This window comes from Chitinophaga varians, from assembly GCF_012641275.1.
Taxonomy (GTDB): Bacteria; Bacteroidota; Bacteroidia; order Chitinophagales; family Chitinophagaceae; genus Chitinophaga; species Chitinophaga varians_A.
The window spans coordinates 1,053,504-1,073,051 of the sequence record NZ_JABAIA010000003.1; the positions used below are offsets into that span (position 1 = coordinate 1,053,504).

General features: G+C 53.6%; 13 protein-coding genes. 5 read left to right on the forward strand and 8 right to left on the reverse strand.

Translation table 11 applies throughout. From position 1 onward, the window contains the following. The first annotated feature begins 66 nt into the window (after positions 1-66). The 5 genes from HGH92_RS27120 (at position 67) to HGH92_RS27140 (ending at position 7,348) form a co-directional block, all read left to right on the forward strand. Positions 67-522: a hypothetical protein gene (locus HGH92_RS27120; protein WP_168873952.1), complete on the forward strand. Its 456-nt coding sequence runs from the start codon at positions 67-69 to the stop codon at positions 520-522. A gap of 21 nt (positions 523-543) precedes the next feature. Further along, positions 544-1,149, forward strand: a complete 606-nt coding sequence (locus tag HGH92_RS27125; protein WP_168873953.1) for a pseudouridine synthase — start codon at positions 544-546, stop codon at positions 1,147-1,149. A gap of 94 nt (positions 1,150-1,243) precedes the next feature. Then, a complete protein-coding gene (locus tag HGH92_RS27130; protein ID WP_168873954.1) occupies positions 1,244-3,520 on the forward strand; it encodes a family 20 glycosylhydrolase in 2,277 nt (758 codons plus the stop codon). A gap of 136 nt (positions 3,521-3,656) precedes the next feature. Further along, positions 3,657-4,919, forward strand: coding sequence for a hypothetical protein (locus HGH92_RS27135; protein WP_168873955.1), 1,263 nt, complete (start codon positions 3,657-3,659; stop codon positions 4,917-4,919). A 428-nt stretch (positions 4,920-5,347) separates the two neighbouring features. Then, positions 5,348-7,348: a glutaminase family protein gene (locus HGH92_RS27140; protein ID WP_168873956.1), complete on the forward strand. Its 2,001-nt coding sequence runs from the start codon at positions 5,348-5,350 to the stop codon at positions 7,346-7,348. Between the two features lie 96 nt (positions 7,349-7,444). Here the strand turns inward: HGH92_RS27140 and HGH92_RS27145 are convergent, their stop codons facing one another. From HGH92_RS27145 to HGH92_RS27180, 8 genes are all read right to left on the reverse strand, one after another. Next, a complete protein-coding gene (locus HGH92_RS27145) occupies positions 7,445-7,612 on the reverse strand; it encodes a hypothetical protein (RefSeq protein ID WP_168873957.1) in 168 nt (55 codons plus the stop codon). A gap of 133 nt (positions 7,613-7,745) precedes the next feature. After that, the gene (locus HGH92_RS27150; protein WP_168873958.1) at positions 7,746-10,334 is read right to left on the reverse strand and encodes a sodium:solute symporter family transporter; all 2,589 of its coding nucleotides are present in this window, start codon (positions 10,332-10,334) and stop codon (positions 7,746-7,748) included. A 19-nt stretch (positions 10,335-10,353) separates the two neighbouring features. Further along, complete coding sequence (locus HGH92_RS27155) at positions 10,354-11,262, reverse strand: alpha/beta hydrolase (RefSeq protein ID WP_168873959.1); 909 nt, start codon at positions 11,260-11,262, stop codon at positions 10,354-10,356. Positions 11,263-11,273: 11 nt separating this feature from the next. Then, positions 11,274-12,209: a dihydrodipicolinate synthase family protein gene (locus HGH92_RS27160; RefSeq protein ID WP_247655053.1), complete on the reverse strand. Its 936-nt coding sequence runs from the start codon at positions 12,207-12,209 to the stop codon at positions 11,274-11,276. 13 nt (positions 12,210-12,222) lie between these two features. Then, complete coding sequence (locus tag HGH92_RS27165) at positions 12,223-13,380, reverse strand: sialidase family protein (protein WP_168873960.1); 1,158 nt, start codon at positions 13,378-13,380, stop codon at positions 12,223-12,225. A gap of 6 nt (positions 13,381-13,386) precedes the next feature. After that, entirely contained in the window at positions 13,387-14,556 is a 1,170-nt protein-coding gene (locus HGH92_RS27170) for a sialidase family protein (protein ID WP_168873961.1), read from the reverse strand. Between the two features lie 10 nt (positions 14,557-14,566). Continuing rightward, entirely contained in the window at positions 14,567-16,027 is a 1,461-nt protein-coding gene (locus HGH92_RS27175) for a RagB/SusD family nutrient uptake outer membrane protein (protein ID WP_168873962.1), read from the reverse strand. A gap of 17 nt (positions 16,028-16,044) precedes the next feature. Then, the gene (locus tag HGH92_RS27180; RefSeq protein WP_168873963.1) at positions 16,045-19,344 is read right to left on the reverse strand and encodes a SusC/RagA family TonB-linked outer membrane protein; all 3,300 of its coding nucleotides are present in this window, start codon (positions 19,342-19,344) and stop codon (positions 16,045-16,047) included. Positions 19,345-19,548 lie beyond the last annotated feature (204 nt).

Below are 19,548 nucleotides of genomic sequence, written 5' to 3' on the forward strand. Positions count from 1 at the left end.
TTTTATCAGTAATATTCTGTATGTTTGGTTTTTACCGGTCAGGACGTAAGCCTAATACTGTCTGCTATGCACGGACTACAGGATGTTTCCAACGAGTTGATGAACCATTTTTCGCTAATGCTGGAATATGTAGCAGGTTTAAAAAACAACCATGCTGCATCCCTGAGCCCTGTCCTGTTGCTGGTGAATACCCCGGGGCAGCAGATGGAAGAAGCTCCCGTCCTGGCAACGGCGGACGACTGGTTTGACCAACGCCTCCGGGAAAACGGTCCCCTGTATGCTGTGTATGCAAAAGATGCCCTTTATACCGATCATAAAATGCAGATCTCGGGGGAAGCGTTTATGTTTGTCCTCTACGATAAAGACTACCAGCACCGGATTATACTGGCCCAACCCTATGCGGGCAGCCCGTTTCAGCTGACCGGCGCACCGGTGATGCTGGGCCTGTTGTCCAACGAACTGCTATATACCCGGGAGCCGGCATTGCCCCGCCCCGGAAAGCCCCTATGGAAATTCCGTTGATTTGTGGCAATTTGCAGCCACATGACGCACCGCTATTTTATTATCTACAAACCATATGACATGGTTTCCCAGTTTATCAGTTCCGATGCAGGAAAAGTGAAACTGCTGGGTGACCTGGATTTTCAATTTCCTGAAGGAACGCATGCCATCGGCCGGTTGGACAATCATTCGGAAGGATTGTTGTTGCTTACGACCAATAAAAAGATAACCCGGCTGTTGTTCCAGGGAGAACAACCACACCAGCGTACCTATCTCGTACGGGTCAAAGGGCATGTGCTGCCCCAGACGCTGCAACGGCTGCAAACGGGCGTCCGCATTCCCATCACCGGGCAGCTGGAATATGTGGCGGTGCCTCATAAAGTGTCTATCGTAGACAGGCCCGTCGGCCTGTTGCCCCGTCCTTCCGAAACGCCGGACCGGGCGCCGCATACCTGGTTACTGATCACCCTTACGGAAGGCAAATACCATCAGGTGCGCAAAATGGTGGGGGCGGTGAAACACCGCTGCCAGCGCCTCATCCGCGTGTCTATAGAAAACATGGAGCTGGGGGACATGCAGCCCGGTGAAGTAAGGGAACTGGACCAAGCCACCTTCTTCGAACGCCTGAAATTAGCCACTGACCTATAAAATAAAACCCGAAAATGGGAATATCCCATTAGGAAGCGCCTTCTTTTCTTGTTAGGTTTGCTTGTTGGAAATCATGCTATAACAAGAATTTTTTATGAGAAGAGTTTTCGTTCTGACGCTGTCTTTGGCGTTAGGGATAGGGCTTTATTCTGCCCATGCCCAGGAAAAACGTTACCCGGTTATTCCTTATCCGCAGCAGTTGGTCCCGATGGAAGGGTCTTTTACCATTACCGGCAGCACCCGACTGGTATTGCCTGTCAATGCACGCGCGTTTGCCAATGAAGTGACGCAGCTGCAGGCACTGGTGAAACAGGGGATTGGCACTACGCTGAAAACGGCTACTGCCGCTTCCGGCAACACAATTGTGCTGAAACAGGACCTGACGTTGTCCGGAGAGGAAGACTACACCTTGCAGGTAACGCCGCAGCAGTTGCTGATCGGCGCTAAATCACCCGCCGGTTTTTTCAGGGCCATTGTTACCCTGCGGCAGCTGATGCCCTCCACCATCGAAGGCCGTACGACCGGTAACCTGCGGTCTGTAGCCATTCCGGCCATGCAGTTGAAAGATCACCCGGTATATGCCTGGCGTGGTATGCACCTCGATGTGTCCCGCCATTTTTTCTCTGTCAGCTATCTGAAGAAATTTATCGATCTGCTGGCGCTGTATAAGATGAACAAGCTGCACCTGCACCTGACAGATGACCAGGGCTGGCGTATTGAAATCAAAAAATACCCGTTGCTGACTTCCGTAGGCGCCTGGAGAGAATGGAACAACCAGGATTCTGTTTGCATGGAAAAAGCAAAGGAGAACCCCGATATGGCAATTGACCAGGAGCACGTTATTCATAAAGATGGTAAAACCCTCTATGGTGGCTTTTATACGCAGGCTCAGATGAAAGACGTTATCGCTTATGCCGCCGCCCGCCATATAGAGATCATCCCGGAAATAGATATGCCGGGCCATATGATGGCTGCCATCCGCGCCTATCCTTTCCTCACCTGTGACGGCAAGTCCGGCTGGGGCAAAGATTTCTCTACGCCTATCTGCCCCTGCAATGAAAGCACTTTCCGGTTTGCGGAAGATGTATATACCGAGATAGCAGCGCTTTTCCCGTCCAAATACATGCACCTCGGCGCTGATGAGGTGGAAAAGACCAGCTGGGCTGCTTCTCCGCTGTGTGCGGAAGTGATGAAGGCCAACAACCTGAAGAATGTAGAAGAGTTACAGAGCTACTTCGTGAAAAGAATGGAGAAATTCTTCCATTCCAAAGGCAAGGTGCTGATCGGCTGGGACGAGATCCTGGAAGGCGGTATCAGTCCCACCGCTATCCTCATGTACTGGCGGGCCTGGGTGCCTGACGCCCCGGTAAAGGCTGCCCGTCACGGTAACAAAGTGATCATGACACCGGGCAACCCGCTGTATTTCGATGCTGTGCCAGACAGGAACTCCCTTGGTAATGTATACCATTTCGAACCGGTGCCCAAAGGGCTGACCGCCGCCGAAGCGACCACCATCATGGGCGCACAGGCCAATATCTGGACAGAATACATTCCTTCCGAAAAACGCGCCGATTATATGTTCATGCCCCGCATGACAGCCCTGGCGGAAGTATTATGGACACACCGCCAGGATTATGATAACTACCTCCAACGGTTAAACGAACAATTTGCCCGCCTCGATCAGCTGGGGGTGCATTACCGCTTGCCCGACCTGGAAGGATTTACCGAAGACAACGTGTTTGTGGACAAAGGTATGCTGGAAGTGAAGGCCCCTTTAACCGGCACGACTATACGTTACACTACCGACGGGTCTGTTCCCGGGCCACAGTCGCCGGTATTGCCCGCAGCACTGCCGGTAACAGCTCCGCAGACCTTTAAGCTGGCGGCCTTCAGCCCGATGGGCAACCGCGGGGACATCTACACCCTTCGTTACCGCCAGGAGGCTTATGCGAAGGCGCTGGCTGACAAACCTGCTACGACCGGCTTTCAGCTGGACTACTTCAAAGGCGCGTTTAAAACCACCGCTAAAATAAAGGCCACGCCGGACAGCACGCTGCGCACAGATAATGTGGTCATCCCCGAAGGGCTCGGCCATGGCGAAGCCTTTGGCGCCCGCCTGCAAGGGTACTTTTACGCGCCGGAAACAGCCATCTACAGTTTTTATCTCACCTGCGATGACGGCGGTATGTTGTACATCGACAACAAAGCGGTGGTCAACAATGACGGCTGGCATGCTCCTTTGCAGAAAAGCGGGCAGGTGGCGCTGGAAAAAGGCTGGCATCCGCTGAAAGTGGATTTTGTGGAAGGCGGCGGCGGATATACGCTGAAGCTGGAGTATAACGTGAAAGGCGGCCCACTCCAAAAATTATAGGTATAATGACCATGATTACAGCCGATGCGTAGTTCTACCGTCGTTTGTTTATATTGCAGGCTGTTTCTGTAAGAAAATGAAATGTATGAGTATTAGCTGTAGGCTTCGATCAGCAGTAATCATGGTCATCATTGTAATGTTAACCTGTTCTGCATACGCCCAAACCAGGGATTATGACCTCGCACAGACCTTGTCGGGGCTTTCCGTTTCCCAGAAGAAATTATTGTATCAATATGGTACGTTACAAACGTACGCCGGGCAGCCTGTGGCTGACAGTTTCTGGCAGCAGCATGCGCAGGAGCTGAAAGAGGTAGGCCATGCGGAGGCCGGCATCCTGGCGAAGGAGCTGCTGACCAACACGGAGCTGGTGTACAAGGTAAAGCAGCCTTCGCGCCTGCAGGCGTTGCGTGGGGTGTTTACCGCTTCGCGGCTGCTGATAGGACTGGCCGCGCTCATTGCAGCTTATTCGCTGTTACAGCTGTTAAGCCGTTACTGGAGCCGGATATATGGCTGGCTGTATGCCAGGTTGTATCGTTTGTTCCGCCGTATTTTCTCACCGCGCATGCTTACGTGGGAGCTGTTGCTGCTGAGTGTGGCCGGCATCTACGGAGGGGTGCTGATCGGGGATGAGATGTTGCGGACCGTAGTTTTGCAGGTCTCCGTTTTCACCCTGTGGGCGCAACTAACGGCGGTGGCTACACGGCAGGACCAGATCAAGCGTTACCTGGAGCATGTGGTCGATCATCTGGAGCGGCGCAGCACCACGAAGGAGTCCATCATCGAAGTGGGGCTGCCGGCATTGGGCGCCACGCTGGCGCTGGGCTGGCTGATGTTCCGCGTTCCCGAAGAATGGTATGGCTATGAAGTGGTGGTGCCGGGCATGGTGGCCTTGTTTACCTTGCCTCCTGTGGTATACCTGTATAAAATCCTGAGACGGCTGGTATTGCCGTTTCCGGTGGAATCAAGGCGGGCCGATAAACAGCTGGCCATGTACGCTGCGGCAACCCTGCTGTTATGGATAGCGCTGGTGTTACTGCCGCCGCTGCGGCCGGAGATATTGATCGCAGTGTCTGTACTGCTGGCGTGTATGCTGCTGCCAATGTCCATCGAAGAAGTGACCCGCTGCGGAACGAAGAACTATATCTGGCTGCAATTGCTTACGGTAGGGTGGTTGTGCGCCTGTGTACTGACAGGCGGTCAACAGACCATCCCCATGCTTACCTGGACCGGTCTCGGTGGACTGCTGCTGTATGTCATCGCCAAGTACTGGGAGGTGCCGGTATTGTTAGGTTACTCCTGGAAAAACCGTAAAGCAGTGGGCAGCCTGGGAATGGCGGTGCTCATCTGGGCCATCGCCAGCCTGGTACGCTGGCAGCCACAATGGTTTATCTGGTTTTAGTTGAATATTTATTTTAATTGTTTTATTTTTGCGCTCCGAATTATCTGACTCAAGATACGCGCAGATCTGAATAACGTACTAAAAAGGCTTCTCAGGGCCTCCAAGGCGTTTGCAGGGTCTGCGTTTTTTTGTCCCAGGGCTGAAGCCCTGGACTACGTTGTGTTTCGGGTTCATAAGGTTAAAGAACTGCTTATTATAGCCTGAGCGTACTTAAAAGCCGACCTTTACACGGTCAATGCTGTTTAATTTCCGCACAAAACACTAATCTTCGCCTGCAATACTGATTTGCCTGATCTCAGCAGCTACGGCTGAAGAGACATGTAGCCCACAGCTTCAGCCCTGGGACGCCGTTCATCATTTTTCTCTTTCATTCCTGAAAAAGCTTGCTATTTTTCATAACTGTAAAAAATACGCTTAATATTCCCGTTATGAAGAGAATCCTGGTCCTTTTATGTTTAGGTATCGCCGGATACCGTGTACAAGCCCAGCAGAAAGCGCCCGCTTATCCGCTGATAACCCATGATCCGTATTTCAGTGTCTGGTCTGATACAGACACGCTTAACAAGGCTGCTACTGTTCACTGGACAGGAGCGCAGCAGGCGTTGTCCGGCCTGGTGAAGGTGGACGGCGTGACTTACCGGGTGTTGGGCGCCTCTGACGGCCCAGAAGCGGGTATTGTGCCAGCGCAACAGACGGACGTGGCGGTACATGCCACCCAGACTGTTTATCAGTTCAGGTGCGGGCAGGTCGCCCTTACACTGACCTTTACATCGCCCTTATTGGTGCGTGATCTTAGGTTGATGTCCCGACCGGTGTCCTACATTTCTTACTGCGTACATGCGATCGACAACAGGCAACACGCTGTAGACGTGTATTTCGGTGCTTCCTCTGACCTGGCCGTCAATGGGCCGTCGCAGCCTGTCACTGCCAGGCAGTTCACCAACGGAAAGTTGTCCTTGTTGAAAGCCGGCACCGTGTCGCAGCCGGTATTACAGAAAAAAGGGGATGACCTGCGTATTGACTGGGGTTACCTGTATGTGGGAGTTCCTTTGTCGGCAAAGGCTGACCAGTACGTCTGTTCCCCGGCTGAAGCGGCACAGCGCTTTGTTCATAAGAAAACCAGCGTGGCCGGAGGAGACCGGCAGCAGATGCTGAGCACCAGCGTGTCGTTGGGCTTGGTAGGCACGGCGCCGAAGGAGCAGTTGTTCCTGCTTGGTTATGATGACCTCTATGCCATCCAGTATTTTAACACCAACCTGAAGGCGTGGTGGAAAGATACACCGGGGGCCACCATTGAAAACGAACTTAATACGGCGCTGAAGGATTACGCCACCGTGCAACAGCAGTGCGAAGCATTTGACCGGGAGCTGCGTGCCGACGCCATCGTCGCCGGCGGAGAGCAGTATGCAGCATTGTGTGAACTGGCCTACCGCCAGAGCGTGGCCGCCCATAAACTGGTGAAGGGCCCTAAAGGACAGCTGCTGTTTCTGTCCAAAGAAAATTTCAGCAATGGTTGTATTAACACAGTAGATGTCACCTATCCTTCGGCTCCTCTTTTCCTCCTGTATAACCCCGATCTGCTGAAAGGCATGATGACCGGCATCTTTGAATATTCCGAAAGCGGACGTTACACCAAACCTTTTGCTGCGCATGACCTGGGTACTTACCCGTTGGCTAACGGGCAGGTATATGGGGAAGATATGCCTGTTGAGGAGTCTGGAAATATGCTGATCCTGGCGGGAGCTATTGCCGCGGTGGAAGGCAACGCAAATTACGCCAAGGCACATTGGAAAACGCTGACTACCTGGGCCGATTACCTCCTGCAGGCAGGCTTCGATCCGGCCAACCAGTTATGTACCGACGACTTTGCCGGGCACCTGGCACGCAATGCCAACCTTTCCCTGAAAGCTATCATGGGTATTAAGTCATACGCCATGCTGGCCGGTATGCTCGGAGAAACGGCAACGGCTACACGATATAATAATCAGGCCCGTGACATGGCCCAAAAATGGCAAGACCTGGCAGCTGACGGTGACCACTACACGCTCGCCTTTGGCAAGCCTGGCACCTGGAGCCAGAAGTATAATATGGTGTGGGACAAAGTGCTTGATTTTCATCTCTTTCCGAAGGATGTTTATAGTAAGGAGATAAACTATTACCTAGGAAAACAACAACCTTTCGGCCTGCCGCTGGATAGCCGGAAAACTTACACAAAATCTGACTGGATCATGTGGACTGCCGTGTTGGGAGATGATATGACACCCTTTGTTCAACCGTTGTACCGGTATATAACGGAGACGCCTACACGTGTTCCGCTGAGCGACTGGCATGAAACAACAGATGGTAAAAAAGTAGGGTTTCAGGCAAGGAGCGTGGTGGGAGGATATTTTATGAAGATGCTGGACCTCAAGCTGCATAAAGGAAAATAAGCATCAATCATATTATTCGTGTTTCAGATTGTAGCCCGGCGGTTCAGCCCTGGGACAAAAAATAAGCCCCGGGTTTTACGCCCGGGGCTTTTTGTGTTATTTGCCTTTACGGTGTTCACCGTGTTTTTTTGAAGTTTCAATAGGTTGTTCCCGGTTCTGCATGTTCTGTTCGGATGATGATGGATTATTGGTCCGTTCATCCTGTTCGTGATGAGAACGGCTCCGGTTCATTTTAGCCGTTCTGCTGTGACGGTTACGTTTCATAAAAAACGGTTTTAAAAAATAGCCGGGAAAAACATGCCGAAATATAATGAACTGGAAATTAATTACTTGTAAAGGTTGTTGCGACCAATACTGATGCAAATATTGCACACAACGCTGTCTATAGTTCCCGCTTTTATACGGCCTGAGCGGCCTCCCGACCAGTGCCCAACGAGGCCAGGTAACCGGTCACTACACAGATCACCACCGCCACGGCGGGGTACAGGAAAAAATTGATCGTGGTATAACGTTGCACAAAATAGAGGCTTACGGCGCTGATGGTAAAGCCGGTGATAATTCCCCGTGCATTCACCTTTGGAATAAAAATACCTGCCAGGAACATGCCTGCGAGGCATCCGCCAAATAACCCGATGATTTTCAGGTATTGGTCCCAGATAGAAGTGTTGTGCAGCGATACCAGGTAGAGCGCAATGCCACAGCCCAATACGCCCAGTATCACAGTCATCCGGCGGGCGAATACAAATCGCTGTTTGTCATCGGCCGCAGGCCTGAACAAGGGATAAAAATCGGTGGTGATCACGGTTGCAATGGCATTCATGCTGGAACTGATGGTGGACATCGTAGCGGCGAAAAGACCGGCTATTACAAGCCCTGCCAGTCCTGCCGGCAGCTGCTGGGAGATATACCAGGGAAACACATCGTCGGTATTGCCATGCGGGTTCAGGTTGGCCGGATGGTGCCGGAAGTATACCCACAACGCCGTACCCACCAGGAAAAAAATAAGCGAAGCGGGAATGACCAGCAGCGCGTTAGTGTAGATCGACTGGCGGGCCTCTTTTTCGGTGGATGTGGTCAGGTAACGCTGTACCACCACCTGATCAGATGAGTACGTGACCAGCTGTGTCAGGAAACCGCCTACAAAGATCACCCAAAGCACCGGCTGTGTGATGTCCCATTGCAGAATGGCCAGTCTGAACTTGCCATGGGCAGCGGCCTCGGTAAACACCTGGCCGAAACCACCATCCAGTGAGTGGGATATAAAGACAAGGCTAAGCAGCGCACCGCCCAGTAACACGCCTACCTGCATCACTTCTGTCCAGATAACGGCCTCAATGCCCCCCGAAGCGCTATAGGCGGTGGTGATGGCACTGGTGGCCACAATGCAGATAATGATGTTGACCCCGGTCACGGCACTTAACACTAACGCAGGCAGGTAAATCACAATACCCAGACGGCTGACCTGAAATACCAGGAAGGTAAAACTCCCCAGCAATTTTACACCGGGACTGAAGCGGATGGCCAGGTATTCATATACGCTGGTGAGCTTCAGCTTACGGAAGTAGGGCAGGTAAAAATAAACGATGAGCGGGGCCACCACCACGATCATCATATTATTAAGAAAGTATACCCAGTCAGTGGCGAAGGCCTTGGCCGGAATAGCAATGAACGTGAGCGCGCTGAGCTTTGAGCCAAATATACTAAGACCGGCTGCCCACCAGGGTATTTTGCCTCCACCGAGGAAGAAATCACTGGTCGTGTTCTGCATGTTGCGGGAAACCACTACGCTGATACCCACCACAAGCAGAAAATACAGTCCCACCACCATCCAGTCGGTCAACCGGAAGCCGCTGGGCGGCTGTGTAGGCGTGGCCGTTAGTATCCGTGGTGTCCTGGTGGCAGGCCTTACTTCTCCGCCGGGGATAATCAGCTGGCCCTGCCATACAACCGTAGGGGTAGTCACCGGCGCCCACGTACTGCCGTTGGGGTTAGTGACGCTGTCACCGGCTTTTTGTACCGGCATATGTCCGGTAACGGCCCAGGTGTCGGTGATGGTGTTGTAGCCGAGTATGTCGTCGGAGAAACCCGGATGCTGCTCTTTTAACTGGCTGCTTTGTTCAAAGTACCGGCCATCGTCACCGCCGAAGATCAACAGTTGTGACTGCCCCGCCGTGAAAGCCGGACTGGGCGCCGCTGCGGCTGCATGAGGCAGGGACGCTACGCTGCGCCAGCCTTTGCCAGGTTCATAACACCAGGCGTCCGCCAGAAAGGTGCGGCGTATGGTAGCCTCGCCGGGTAACGTATACGTATGTACGCCGCTGAAAAGGTAAAAATGATGTTGCTGCACGCCCGCTACGGCCAACATACGCGCCGGCCCGGGAAAGGGTGGAAGTATCTGCCACTGGCGGCTGCCAGCGGGCCTGGACAGATCTATCGACCAAAAATATTTGACGGCGGTAGTATCGGAAGGCGTTTCCGTTCCACCTGCAATATACAGGATGTCGCCATCCAGCGCACCGCTGGCGTTGGCGCTTGTAACCGGCAGGTCGGGCAAGGGCTCCGTTTGTACCTGCCCGTTAGTATACCGGAGCAGGAATGCTGTAGCAGTATGACCGTCCTTATTACTGCCGCCTACACATACGAGCGCGTCCCGCCAGGTGGCGGACACACCGTAGCCCAGCGGCATCGGCAGCTTGCCCGCCTGTTTCCATTGGCCACCGGGCTTTTCGAGTGCCCATACCTGATCATGCCACTGTTTAATACCGCCGTTCCAGGGCGCACGTCCATCAGGGAAGTTAGCGCCACCGGCCACCAGCAAAGCATTATTGGACACGCCGGCAAAGGACCCGGCAAACCCATGATCATCCGGCAGGACAGGAAGCTGCCCCCAGGAGAAATAGCCGGCCGGCGCCTCCTGGCCACGGCTGACGGTAGTGCGGAAAGACATACCCAATATCAATAATAAAGGAAGAATCAGTTTTTTCATGACGTGTGTTTTACGCTGGTCATTGTATCCAGCTGTTGGCCTGCATCCAGTGCAGGCATCGCTCAAACCAATCGTCCTGCGTGGTTTTATTGTACAGCCCGAAACCATGACCGCCGTTCTGGTAGAGGTGCATCTCCGCCTTTACGCCGGCATTGACCAGCGCATTGTAAAACAGCAGGCTGTTCTGCACCGGCACTACTTTGTCGTCCTGTGCATGCAGCAGGAAAGTGGGCGGGGTATTGGCCGTTACCTGCAACTCATTGCTGTACAGCTTTATCAGCCCGCTGTCGGGGTTTTCTCCCAGCAGGTTCTTCCTGGAACCGGCATGCATATACGAAGTAAAGCTGATCACAGGGTACACGAGTATCATAAAATCCGGGCGAAGGTTCAGCTGCGCAGGATTGTCGATCACGGGTTGTGCGAAATGCGTACCTACAGTAGAAGCGAGATGCCCGCCGGCAGAAAAGCCGATGATGCCGGTCTTGCCGGGCTGCAGGCCCCATTCGGCGGCATGTTGCCGTACAATTTGCAATGCACGCTGCGCATCCTGCAATGGCCCTTTGGACTTGTCAGGCATGATCCGGTCGTTTGGCAGACGGTATTTAACGACGAACGCGGAAACGCCTGCCTGTTGAAAGCGCCGTGCGATGGCATACCCTTCACGGCCTATCACCACGCTGCCATATCCGCCGCCCGGGCAGATCACGACCGCGGCGCCGGTAGCTTTGCCGGCCGGCGCGTGAAAAGGAATCAGCTCCGGTTGGGTGACCAGCCGTATGCGGTTGCTGTCGGCATCTTCCCGGTAATCGGCCGGCGCTGGCTTGGAATTGGGTACGCCTTCAGGGTATAAGAGAATGGATTTGCCTTGTTGGGCCTGGGCAATAAAGGCGCTGACTGTCAGCATGCTGATCAAAAGGAACTTTTTCATGAACGTGGATTTTATGGTTTGGCGACCCGGGTACACCAGTCGAAGAAGCCGATGGCGCGCAGGTCTTTTTCCATGGAAATATACTCGTTCTCTTCAAAAGGTTGTAACGGTAATCTTACATTGCCGCAGTCAAGGCCTATCATACGCATCATGGCCTTCTGGGCACGCAGCCCGCCGTATTTGACGATGATGCGCACCATTTCCACGGAGCGCAGCTGGCACTGTTGCGCCTTTTGCAGCTGTCCGTCGGCGAAAGCCTGTATCAGGTCGTTATACAACGGCGCGGCGAAATTATAGGTGCTGCCGATAAAACCATGGGAGCCGGTAGCGAGGGCGCTCAGCAGCATTTCGTCCGTGCCGTAGAGTAGTTCGTACCGTCCTTCACTGGCATGCATACACGCCTGGAAGTCATGCATGAAAGGCGCGGTGTATTTAATACCGGCAAGGGTAGGCAGTTTACCGGCGGCCTGTTCGAGGAATGCCACCATATCAAGCGAGATGCCGGTGAGTGCCGGAATATTATAATAGAACAGCGGCAGCTGCGGGGCACCTGCCGCAATAGTGGCCAGACTGTCTATCAGGCCTTGTATGGTCTGTATTTTAAAGTAAGTAGGCAGCGTGGCAGAGATAAAATCGGCGCCATGCTCCTGTGCATGGGCTGCCAGCTGTTTGGCTTCCTGCAGACTGTTATGTCCTACGTGTACGAATACTTTCAGTTTTTTTTCTGCGGCGCGGATGAAGGCTGCGGCGGTTTCCATTCTTTCGGCCGTGGTCATAGAAGGGCCTTCTCCGGTGCTGCCGCAGACAAACATACCTGTAATACCGTTGCTGATCAGTGTCTGCACTATTTCGTGTATCCGTTCGGTATGGATGCTTCCGTCGGCGTGCATGGGGGTAAATGGTGCGGCCACCAATCCCTGAATGCGTGTTGCTGTCATGTCGTTCATGTGTTCGTTGTGCTTATTGTTGATGGATATGGCTTATAATTTTTTTGTTGATTTTTTGGTAGATAAGATGGCTGTAGGCGCTTTGCTCCCCGGCTTCGTACAGGCAGGCGATGTCCCCGCCAGGCAATACGGCCAGTGAGGAATAAGCCGCCGGTCCGGCGTGCAGCACGCGCAGCGGTTGCCAGCTAAGTCCATCGTCGCTGCTGGCTTTGAGCGTCATGTTCATCCTTTTGTCACTGGCCGGGTTCAGGAACAGCAGGATGCCGCTGCGTTTGCGGGAGGGCCAGCGGTATCGGACGATGCTGGCCTGACAGACAGGGTCTGTGAGCGAGGGCACGTCAGCGGGAGCGCTCCAGCTAAGACCGCCGTCATGGCTGATGGACTGGGTACGCAACCCGCGGCCGAAATAGGAGCGGAGGCTCATCAGCAGGCCGCCACGGCCGTCGGCTAGTTCGGTCAACTGGCATTCGTTCACTTTAGGGCGGATGTTGCCGCCGCGTTGCCAGGACTTTCCGTGGTCGTCGCTATAGATAACGTGTGATCCGTATTCATAGGGCCCTTTGGCCACATGGCCGCTGCTGTCGTCATAACTGTGGTCGCAGGGCACCACCAGGCGGCCCTTATGGGGCCCATGTTGCAGCTGTATGCCTATGCCCGGGCCGGTGGCATACCAGCCCCATAAAGGATCTTTCGTGGTGGCGGTGATGTCTTCCGGCTTTGACCACGTGGCGCCGTTGTCGTCGCTTTGGCAGACCCAGACGGTGCGTGTATGCGTCGCCGTTTTATGGATGATATCGTGTTCTTTGTCCGGTCCTTCGTTGCGGGTCAGCAGCAGCCAGATGGTGCCGGTGGCGGCGTCCAGCACTGGGCAAGGATTGCCGCAGGTGTGCGGGCCGTCGTCCCATACTACCTGCGTGGCCGACCAGGTTTGACCGCCATCGGCAGAGCGTTTCAGCAGGATATCTATATCTCCGGCATCGGCGGCGCTTTCTTTGCGGCCTTCACAGAAAGCCAGCAGCTGGCCATTGCCAGCGGCCAGGAGCGCCGGGATGCGGTAACTTTTGTAACCACCGGCGCCGGCGCTGAACAGTACCGTGCTATCGTGCTGGCCCAGCAGCAGCTTAGGGAAAAACACCATCCATAATAGGCAGGCATATACGATCGTCTTCATATCTCTCTATTTAAAATCGGTAACAGGTATCACTTTATAGGCGATGCCTTCATAGGGTTTTTTATAACCAGCTTCATAGAAGATAGCAATTTCCGTGTCCGACAGCATCACGATGTCGGAGTAGGCCGAAGGGCCGCTGTATATCCTGCAGGACTTGCTCCAGTTATTGCCGTCGTCGGTGCTGAGCCGGATGGTCATGTTTTCGCGGGCGGTGCTGGCCGGGTTGGAAAAGAACAGCCATTGTTTCCAGGAGAGCAGGCTGCCCTGGCAGACAGGTTCCACCAGCGTATAGTCGGCCTTTACCGGCAGCCAGGATGCGCCGCCGTCGGTGCTGGTGGTCACCAGCCTGGCGCCGCCGGCGCTGTTGCGGATATTGAGCATAAGCTGTCCGTCGGACAGTTCGGCCACGGTGCTTTCCGCGCCATGGTCTTTATTGGCGATGCCGCCCAGTTTCCAGCGCTGGCCGTGGTCGTCGGAGTAAATGACATGCGCTGAGTCACGAGAAGGGCTGTCCGCTGTTTTGAGCGACATATAATCACAGGGGATGACGAGCCTGCCGGCATGAGGGCCGCGTTTGAGCTGTATGCCATGGCATGGGCCGGTGCCATACCACGCCCATCCCGGTTTCTTGACATCTTTCGAGATTTCTTTGGCAGGCGCCCAGGTGAGGCCTTCGTCATCGCTGCTGGTGACGAACACGCGGCGGGTATCTTTGCTGGTGCCGGCGTTGATGGCGCCGATATTGTCTTCGCCCAGGTTCCATGTCATCAGCAGCTGGAGGCGGCCGGTCTGTTCATCGAGCACCGGCACGGGGTTGCCGCAGGTGTTGGCACCGTCGTCCCATACCATAATGGGAGCGCTCCATGTTTTGCCGCCGTCGGCAGAACGTTTTACCAGCAGGTCTATATCGCCTTCGTCTTTGCAGCTGTTTTTGCGCGCTTCGGCGAAAGCCAGCAGCACGCCGGTTTTTGTCCTAACGATGGCGGGTATGCGATAACAGCTGTAGCCGCCGGTCTTCTCCCTGAAAATAAACGGGATGCTGTCGGTGGTATTACCGCCATTGTTACCGGGCGGTGGCGCCGGCGTCAGGTTTTCGCTGCCGCCGCCCTTACAGGAGGCCAGCAGGAAAAGGCCGGTGGTGAGTAGCAGTAATGCTTTCGCGGTGGTCCGTTTCATGATGAATTGTTTATTGGTAGCCGGCAGTTTGTTTCAGGTTCGGATTCAGGTCTATCTGCGCTTTCGGAATAGGAAAATACAGCGGTACGTTTTTACCGTTCAGATTAGGCACTTCCGTGTATACGTTGATGGTGCCTGCATAGTGAAAACGCAGCAGGTCGGGCCATCTTTTCTGTTCCAGCCACAGTTCCCGGAAACGTTCGTTCAATATCTCTTTTTCCACGCTTGTTTTGTCTGCCGGTCCGGTATAGTTGCCGATGCCGGCCCTTGTCCGGGTGCGGTTCAGCGCGGTAACGGCATCGGATACACGCCCAAGGGCCGCCAGCGCTTCCGCCTTGAGCAGGAATATTTCCGCGAAGCGGTAGATAACGATGTCGGCATCATAAAACCAGTCCGTGTCTTTGGTACCTCTGAACTTGTTATCAAACACGCCTATCAGTTTATTGTTAGGCCCGATGGCTTTGATAAAAGAGGCATTCTTTCTTTTATCGGCGGCGTCGGTGAACATGGATTCGAACTTCGGGCTGGGCATATACTGGCTACGGGCGCCGTTTTTGGCCGCTGCAATATCATTTTTGTTGACGGCGTCCTGTACAAAGATATCGCGTGGTTTCAGCTGACTGCCATACATATCGCTTCGTTCATCTTTCTTAAAATAAACAGAAAAAATGATTTCTGCATTTGCCCGGTTGTTGGTGGCGAAGACAGAAGCAAAGTTATCGAGCAGTGTGAGACCGGCGGTGCTTTCCACCTGTTGCAGCGCGGTCATCGCCTCCTGTAGGTCGGCATCATTGCCTTTGAGTACTTTGAACTTCCACAGCAGGGCATCGGCTTTCAGCGTGAAGGCCGCGGGTTTGGAAGCCCGGTTTTTGTTGACGAAAGCGCCTTCAGGGAACAGCGCAATGGCGGCATCGATATCTTTTAATACCTGGGCCATCACGTCCACGGCAGGGGCGCGGGAGGGCTGTTGCTGGTTGCTGCTGGCCACAGGCTCCAGCATCAGCGGCACATCGCCCCAGGAGCGTATCAGCCAGAAGTACGTATAGGCGCGAATGAAATAGGTCTCCGCCATGGCACGGTCACGGTCGGTACTGTTAGGAAAATTGATGCCCGGCGCATTTTTCAGCAGGAGGTTGCAATGATAGATAATATTGTAATAGTTAAGCCAGTTGGGCGCATTGGCATTGTTAAGGTTCTGCTGCCAGGCGGTGGACATGCCGCCTTCCAGACCGGCGATAAAGGCATCGCTGCGGTCTTCCATATAGTAAGTGGTATTGAAATAGTTTTTATCGTTGACAGTGCCGCGCAGCAGGGCATAGATGCCGGTCAGGTAGCCGGTCACATCGCCGGGCGATTTCCAGTAGCTGGCATTGGTGATGTCTGAAACGGTCTTTACGTCCAGCACCTTGTTGCAGGAGAAGGCCGGCAATAAAGCGATCAGGCAGCTGTATAGAAGGGAGCGTTTATTCATGATCGTTAGTTTACAGTTTAAAAATTGACTTTAACGCCCAGGTTGTACTGGCGGGGACGCGGGTACAGGCCGGGGTCTACACCGGTGAACACTTCGGGCGACAGGCCGTCGTATTTGGTGAAGTAGCAGATGTTATAGATACCGCCAAACACATCGATGCTGCTGATGCCTGTCTTCTGCAGCAGGGCCGCATGGATACTGTAGCTCAGCGATATTTCACGCAGTGCCAGGTAGTCGCCTTTTTTGTAATAGAGGGAGTTGTTGCTCGCAGTCCCATCATTGCCCAGGCCGTTGGCAGCACGGTTATGGTTTTTGAAATTGTAATCATAATCGCTTTGTACGGTGTATTTGGGAATGCTGGCCTGGTCGCCCTGTTGTTTCCAGATAGCATCGCTGATGACGTCGGTGAGCGCCTGGTTGTTGTTGCGCGAGCTGCCGTTGGCTTTCCCTCTGAAGCCGTTGTCAATCACATGTCCGAGGGCGTAGTCTGCCACTATGCGGAGGCTGATGCCTTTGTAGGTGAGGGTGTTGACGATGGCGCCCTGTTTATCCGGACGGATATATCCCATAAACGTCATATCGCGGTAGTCGATCGTATCGTTTTTATCGAAGTCGTGCCAGATCGCGTCGCCACCGGTTTTTTTGCGGCCGTTGGCTTCCACGTCGTAAGGTGCGCCGGCGGCGTCTTTATCGGTGGAGTAAACGCCATCGAGCTGGTAGGCCCAGCGGCCACCGAAACGTTCGCCTTCGGCGAGGCCGCCGACTTTCGTGTATTGGCCGGTGTTAGGGTCGAAGATGTAGTTGCCGCCGATCCTGTTCTTCGCTTCGCCGTTGCCCGGCAGGGATACTACTGTGCTGAGGTTGAAGGCAAAGGTGATGCCGGTGTTCCAGGTGAAGTTGCGTGTTTTAACGGGTGTGGCGTTTAGTTCCACTTCGATGCCGCGGTTGCGGATAGTACCGTAGTTGCTGCGAATTTTACTGAAGCCGGTAGTGGCGTCCAGTGGTTTATCGAACAGGCGGTTGTCGGTGATTTTGTTGTAGAAGTCCAGCAGGATGGTAATACGGTCTTTCAGCAAACCGATGTCCAGGCCGGCATCTACGGAGGTGGTGGTTTCCCATACCAGGTCGTTGTTGGGCAGGGTAGTATTGAGGATGCCGGTGTTGCCCATGTAACTCAGCAGGTTGCCACTGAGGGAGGTGCTGTACTGGCCCTGGGAGTCGAAGATAGAAAGTGCGTTGTTGCCTGCCTGGCCCCAGCTGCCCCTGATTTTAAACAGGGATATGACCGGTTGCAGCGGTTCCCAGAAGTTTTCGTGGTGCAGGTTCCATCCGGCAGATACACCGGGAAAAGCGGCCCAGCGGTGATTGCCGGAGAACCGGGAAGAGCCGTCGCTGCGGATACTGGCGGAGAACAGGTATTTGTTATCGAAATCGTAGTTCAACCGGCCGAAGTAGCTCATTAATATTTCTGTGGATTCGGAAGTGGACGTGCGTTGAGTTTCCACTTTGGTGGCATTCAGCGTAGGTATGTTGTCGTTAGGTGCGCCATAACCACTGCCGCTCATGTTGTAATCGTAATCATTAATGTAGCTGGTGCCCGCCATGGCATTGAAGTGATGGCGGTTGCCAATGGTTTTATTGTAATTAAGTACCGCGTCTGCCTGCGTATGCCTGTTAAGGTTATGTGCTGCGGAAGCGTTCCTGTTTGGATTGGTTTCATTGTAGGCTTCAAATCTGTTTTCTTTTCCTTCCGTGGTGAACCAGGCGAAGGAAGGGGAGAAGCGCAGTCCCGGCAGGATGTCCCAGTCGGCGCCCAGCTGGAAGGTAGTGCGGTACACTTTGATGTCGGTGTAACTTTCCTTGTAATAGATTTCATGCAGGCGGCTGCGGAAGGAGGCTATCCCTTCTCCCGGCGCGGGCGTGCCGTCTTCATAATAGAGACGGTAGGTAGGCGGCATGGTGACGGAGCGGCTCAATACGTTGTTGTCGTTATTGGGTGAATTGGAGTAACGTACCTGGTAACTCATGTTGGTATTGAGTGTCCATTTGTTGCTCAGTTTATAGGTGCCGTTGAACAGGCCATTATAGTTTTTATAGAAGGTACCTGCGATGATGCCGTCCTGGTTGGCGTGGCCGAGGCCGAGGTAGTATGTGCCTTTGTCGCTGCCACCGCTAACGCTGACATCGTATTGTTTTTTGTTGCCGTTGTTGAAGGTGATGTCCTGGTAGTCGGTGCCTTTGAACAGGAGCTGTTTACCGGTGACGGGGTCTGTCATGGTTTCCCAGCCTTCTTTTTGCAGGAGCTGGTCCACATAGGCCTGACCGTAGTTTTGTATATAGGTGTCGAGGAATTCCAGGGTGTTTTTGGAATTGCGCGGATTGCCGGTAGACATGCCATAGCGGCCGCCGGTGAGGTAGAAGTCCGGATTGGTTTTGTTGTAGTCCATCGTGTTTTTGCGGCTTACGTAGATGTAGTCGCGTGCGCTGAGGAACTTGTATTGTTTCGCCTGTTGTTCCAGTCCGTAGTTGAAGCCGAAGCTGACGCGTGGTTTGCCGGCTTTGCCGGATTTTGTTTTAATGATAATGATGCCGTTGGCCGCGCGTGCTCCATAGATGGCAGTGGAGGCCGCGTCTTTGAGCACCTGTACGGATTCGATATCGTCGGTGTTCATATCGGAGATGCTGCGCATGCCTTGTGACACCATGCCGTCTATGATCAGCAGTGGCGCGTCTTTTTCAGGAGAGGTAGTGGTGCCGCCGCGGAGAAATATTTGCGGATCGGCGCCGGGCTGACCGCTGTTGACCTGCAAGGTAAGTCCGGGTACTTTGCCTTGCATTTGCAGCAGGGGATTTTGTCCCGGTGTATGTTCAAATTCTTTCGCGTTTACGCGGGAGATGGCCGTGGTAAGGGTGGCGCGGGACTGTTTACCGTAGCCGATGGCCACTACTTCGTTGAGGGCGGTGGATTTTTCGCTGAGAGATACCGATAGCTGCGGGCGGCTGTTGACCGGTATTTCGCGGGTGTCCATGCCGATGATGCTGAATAGCAGTATAGCATCCGCGGGTACCAGGAGGCGGTAGTTGCCGGCTGCATCGGTGATGACGCCGTTCTGCGTGCCTTTCTGGATGACCGTCACACCGGGCATGGGCCTGTTGGCCGCATCGGTGACCTTACCGGTGACGGATATATTTTTTCTGGCGGGAGATTCCTGTGGTGGTTGTTGTCTGGCCGATACCGGTAAGAAAGAAAACCAGGTAAGGGCTACCAGTAACCAGCTTCCCGGCCAGTGTAAACGTGGTAGATGTTGTTTTTTCATAACCGTGAATATTTAGATGTTGGTTGGGTTGTCCGCTTTTAAGTATTACATATGCGGCAGTGGTTGATTTTAACAGCTTGGTTTTGCGATGTTCTATTAATATGTAGTATTTAAAAATGAAAAAATAGTGAAATGTTGGCCATATTTCGCTCTAAAAGTATATAAATTAATTTATTTGTAGTACATATTAATTCGAATTTCTAC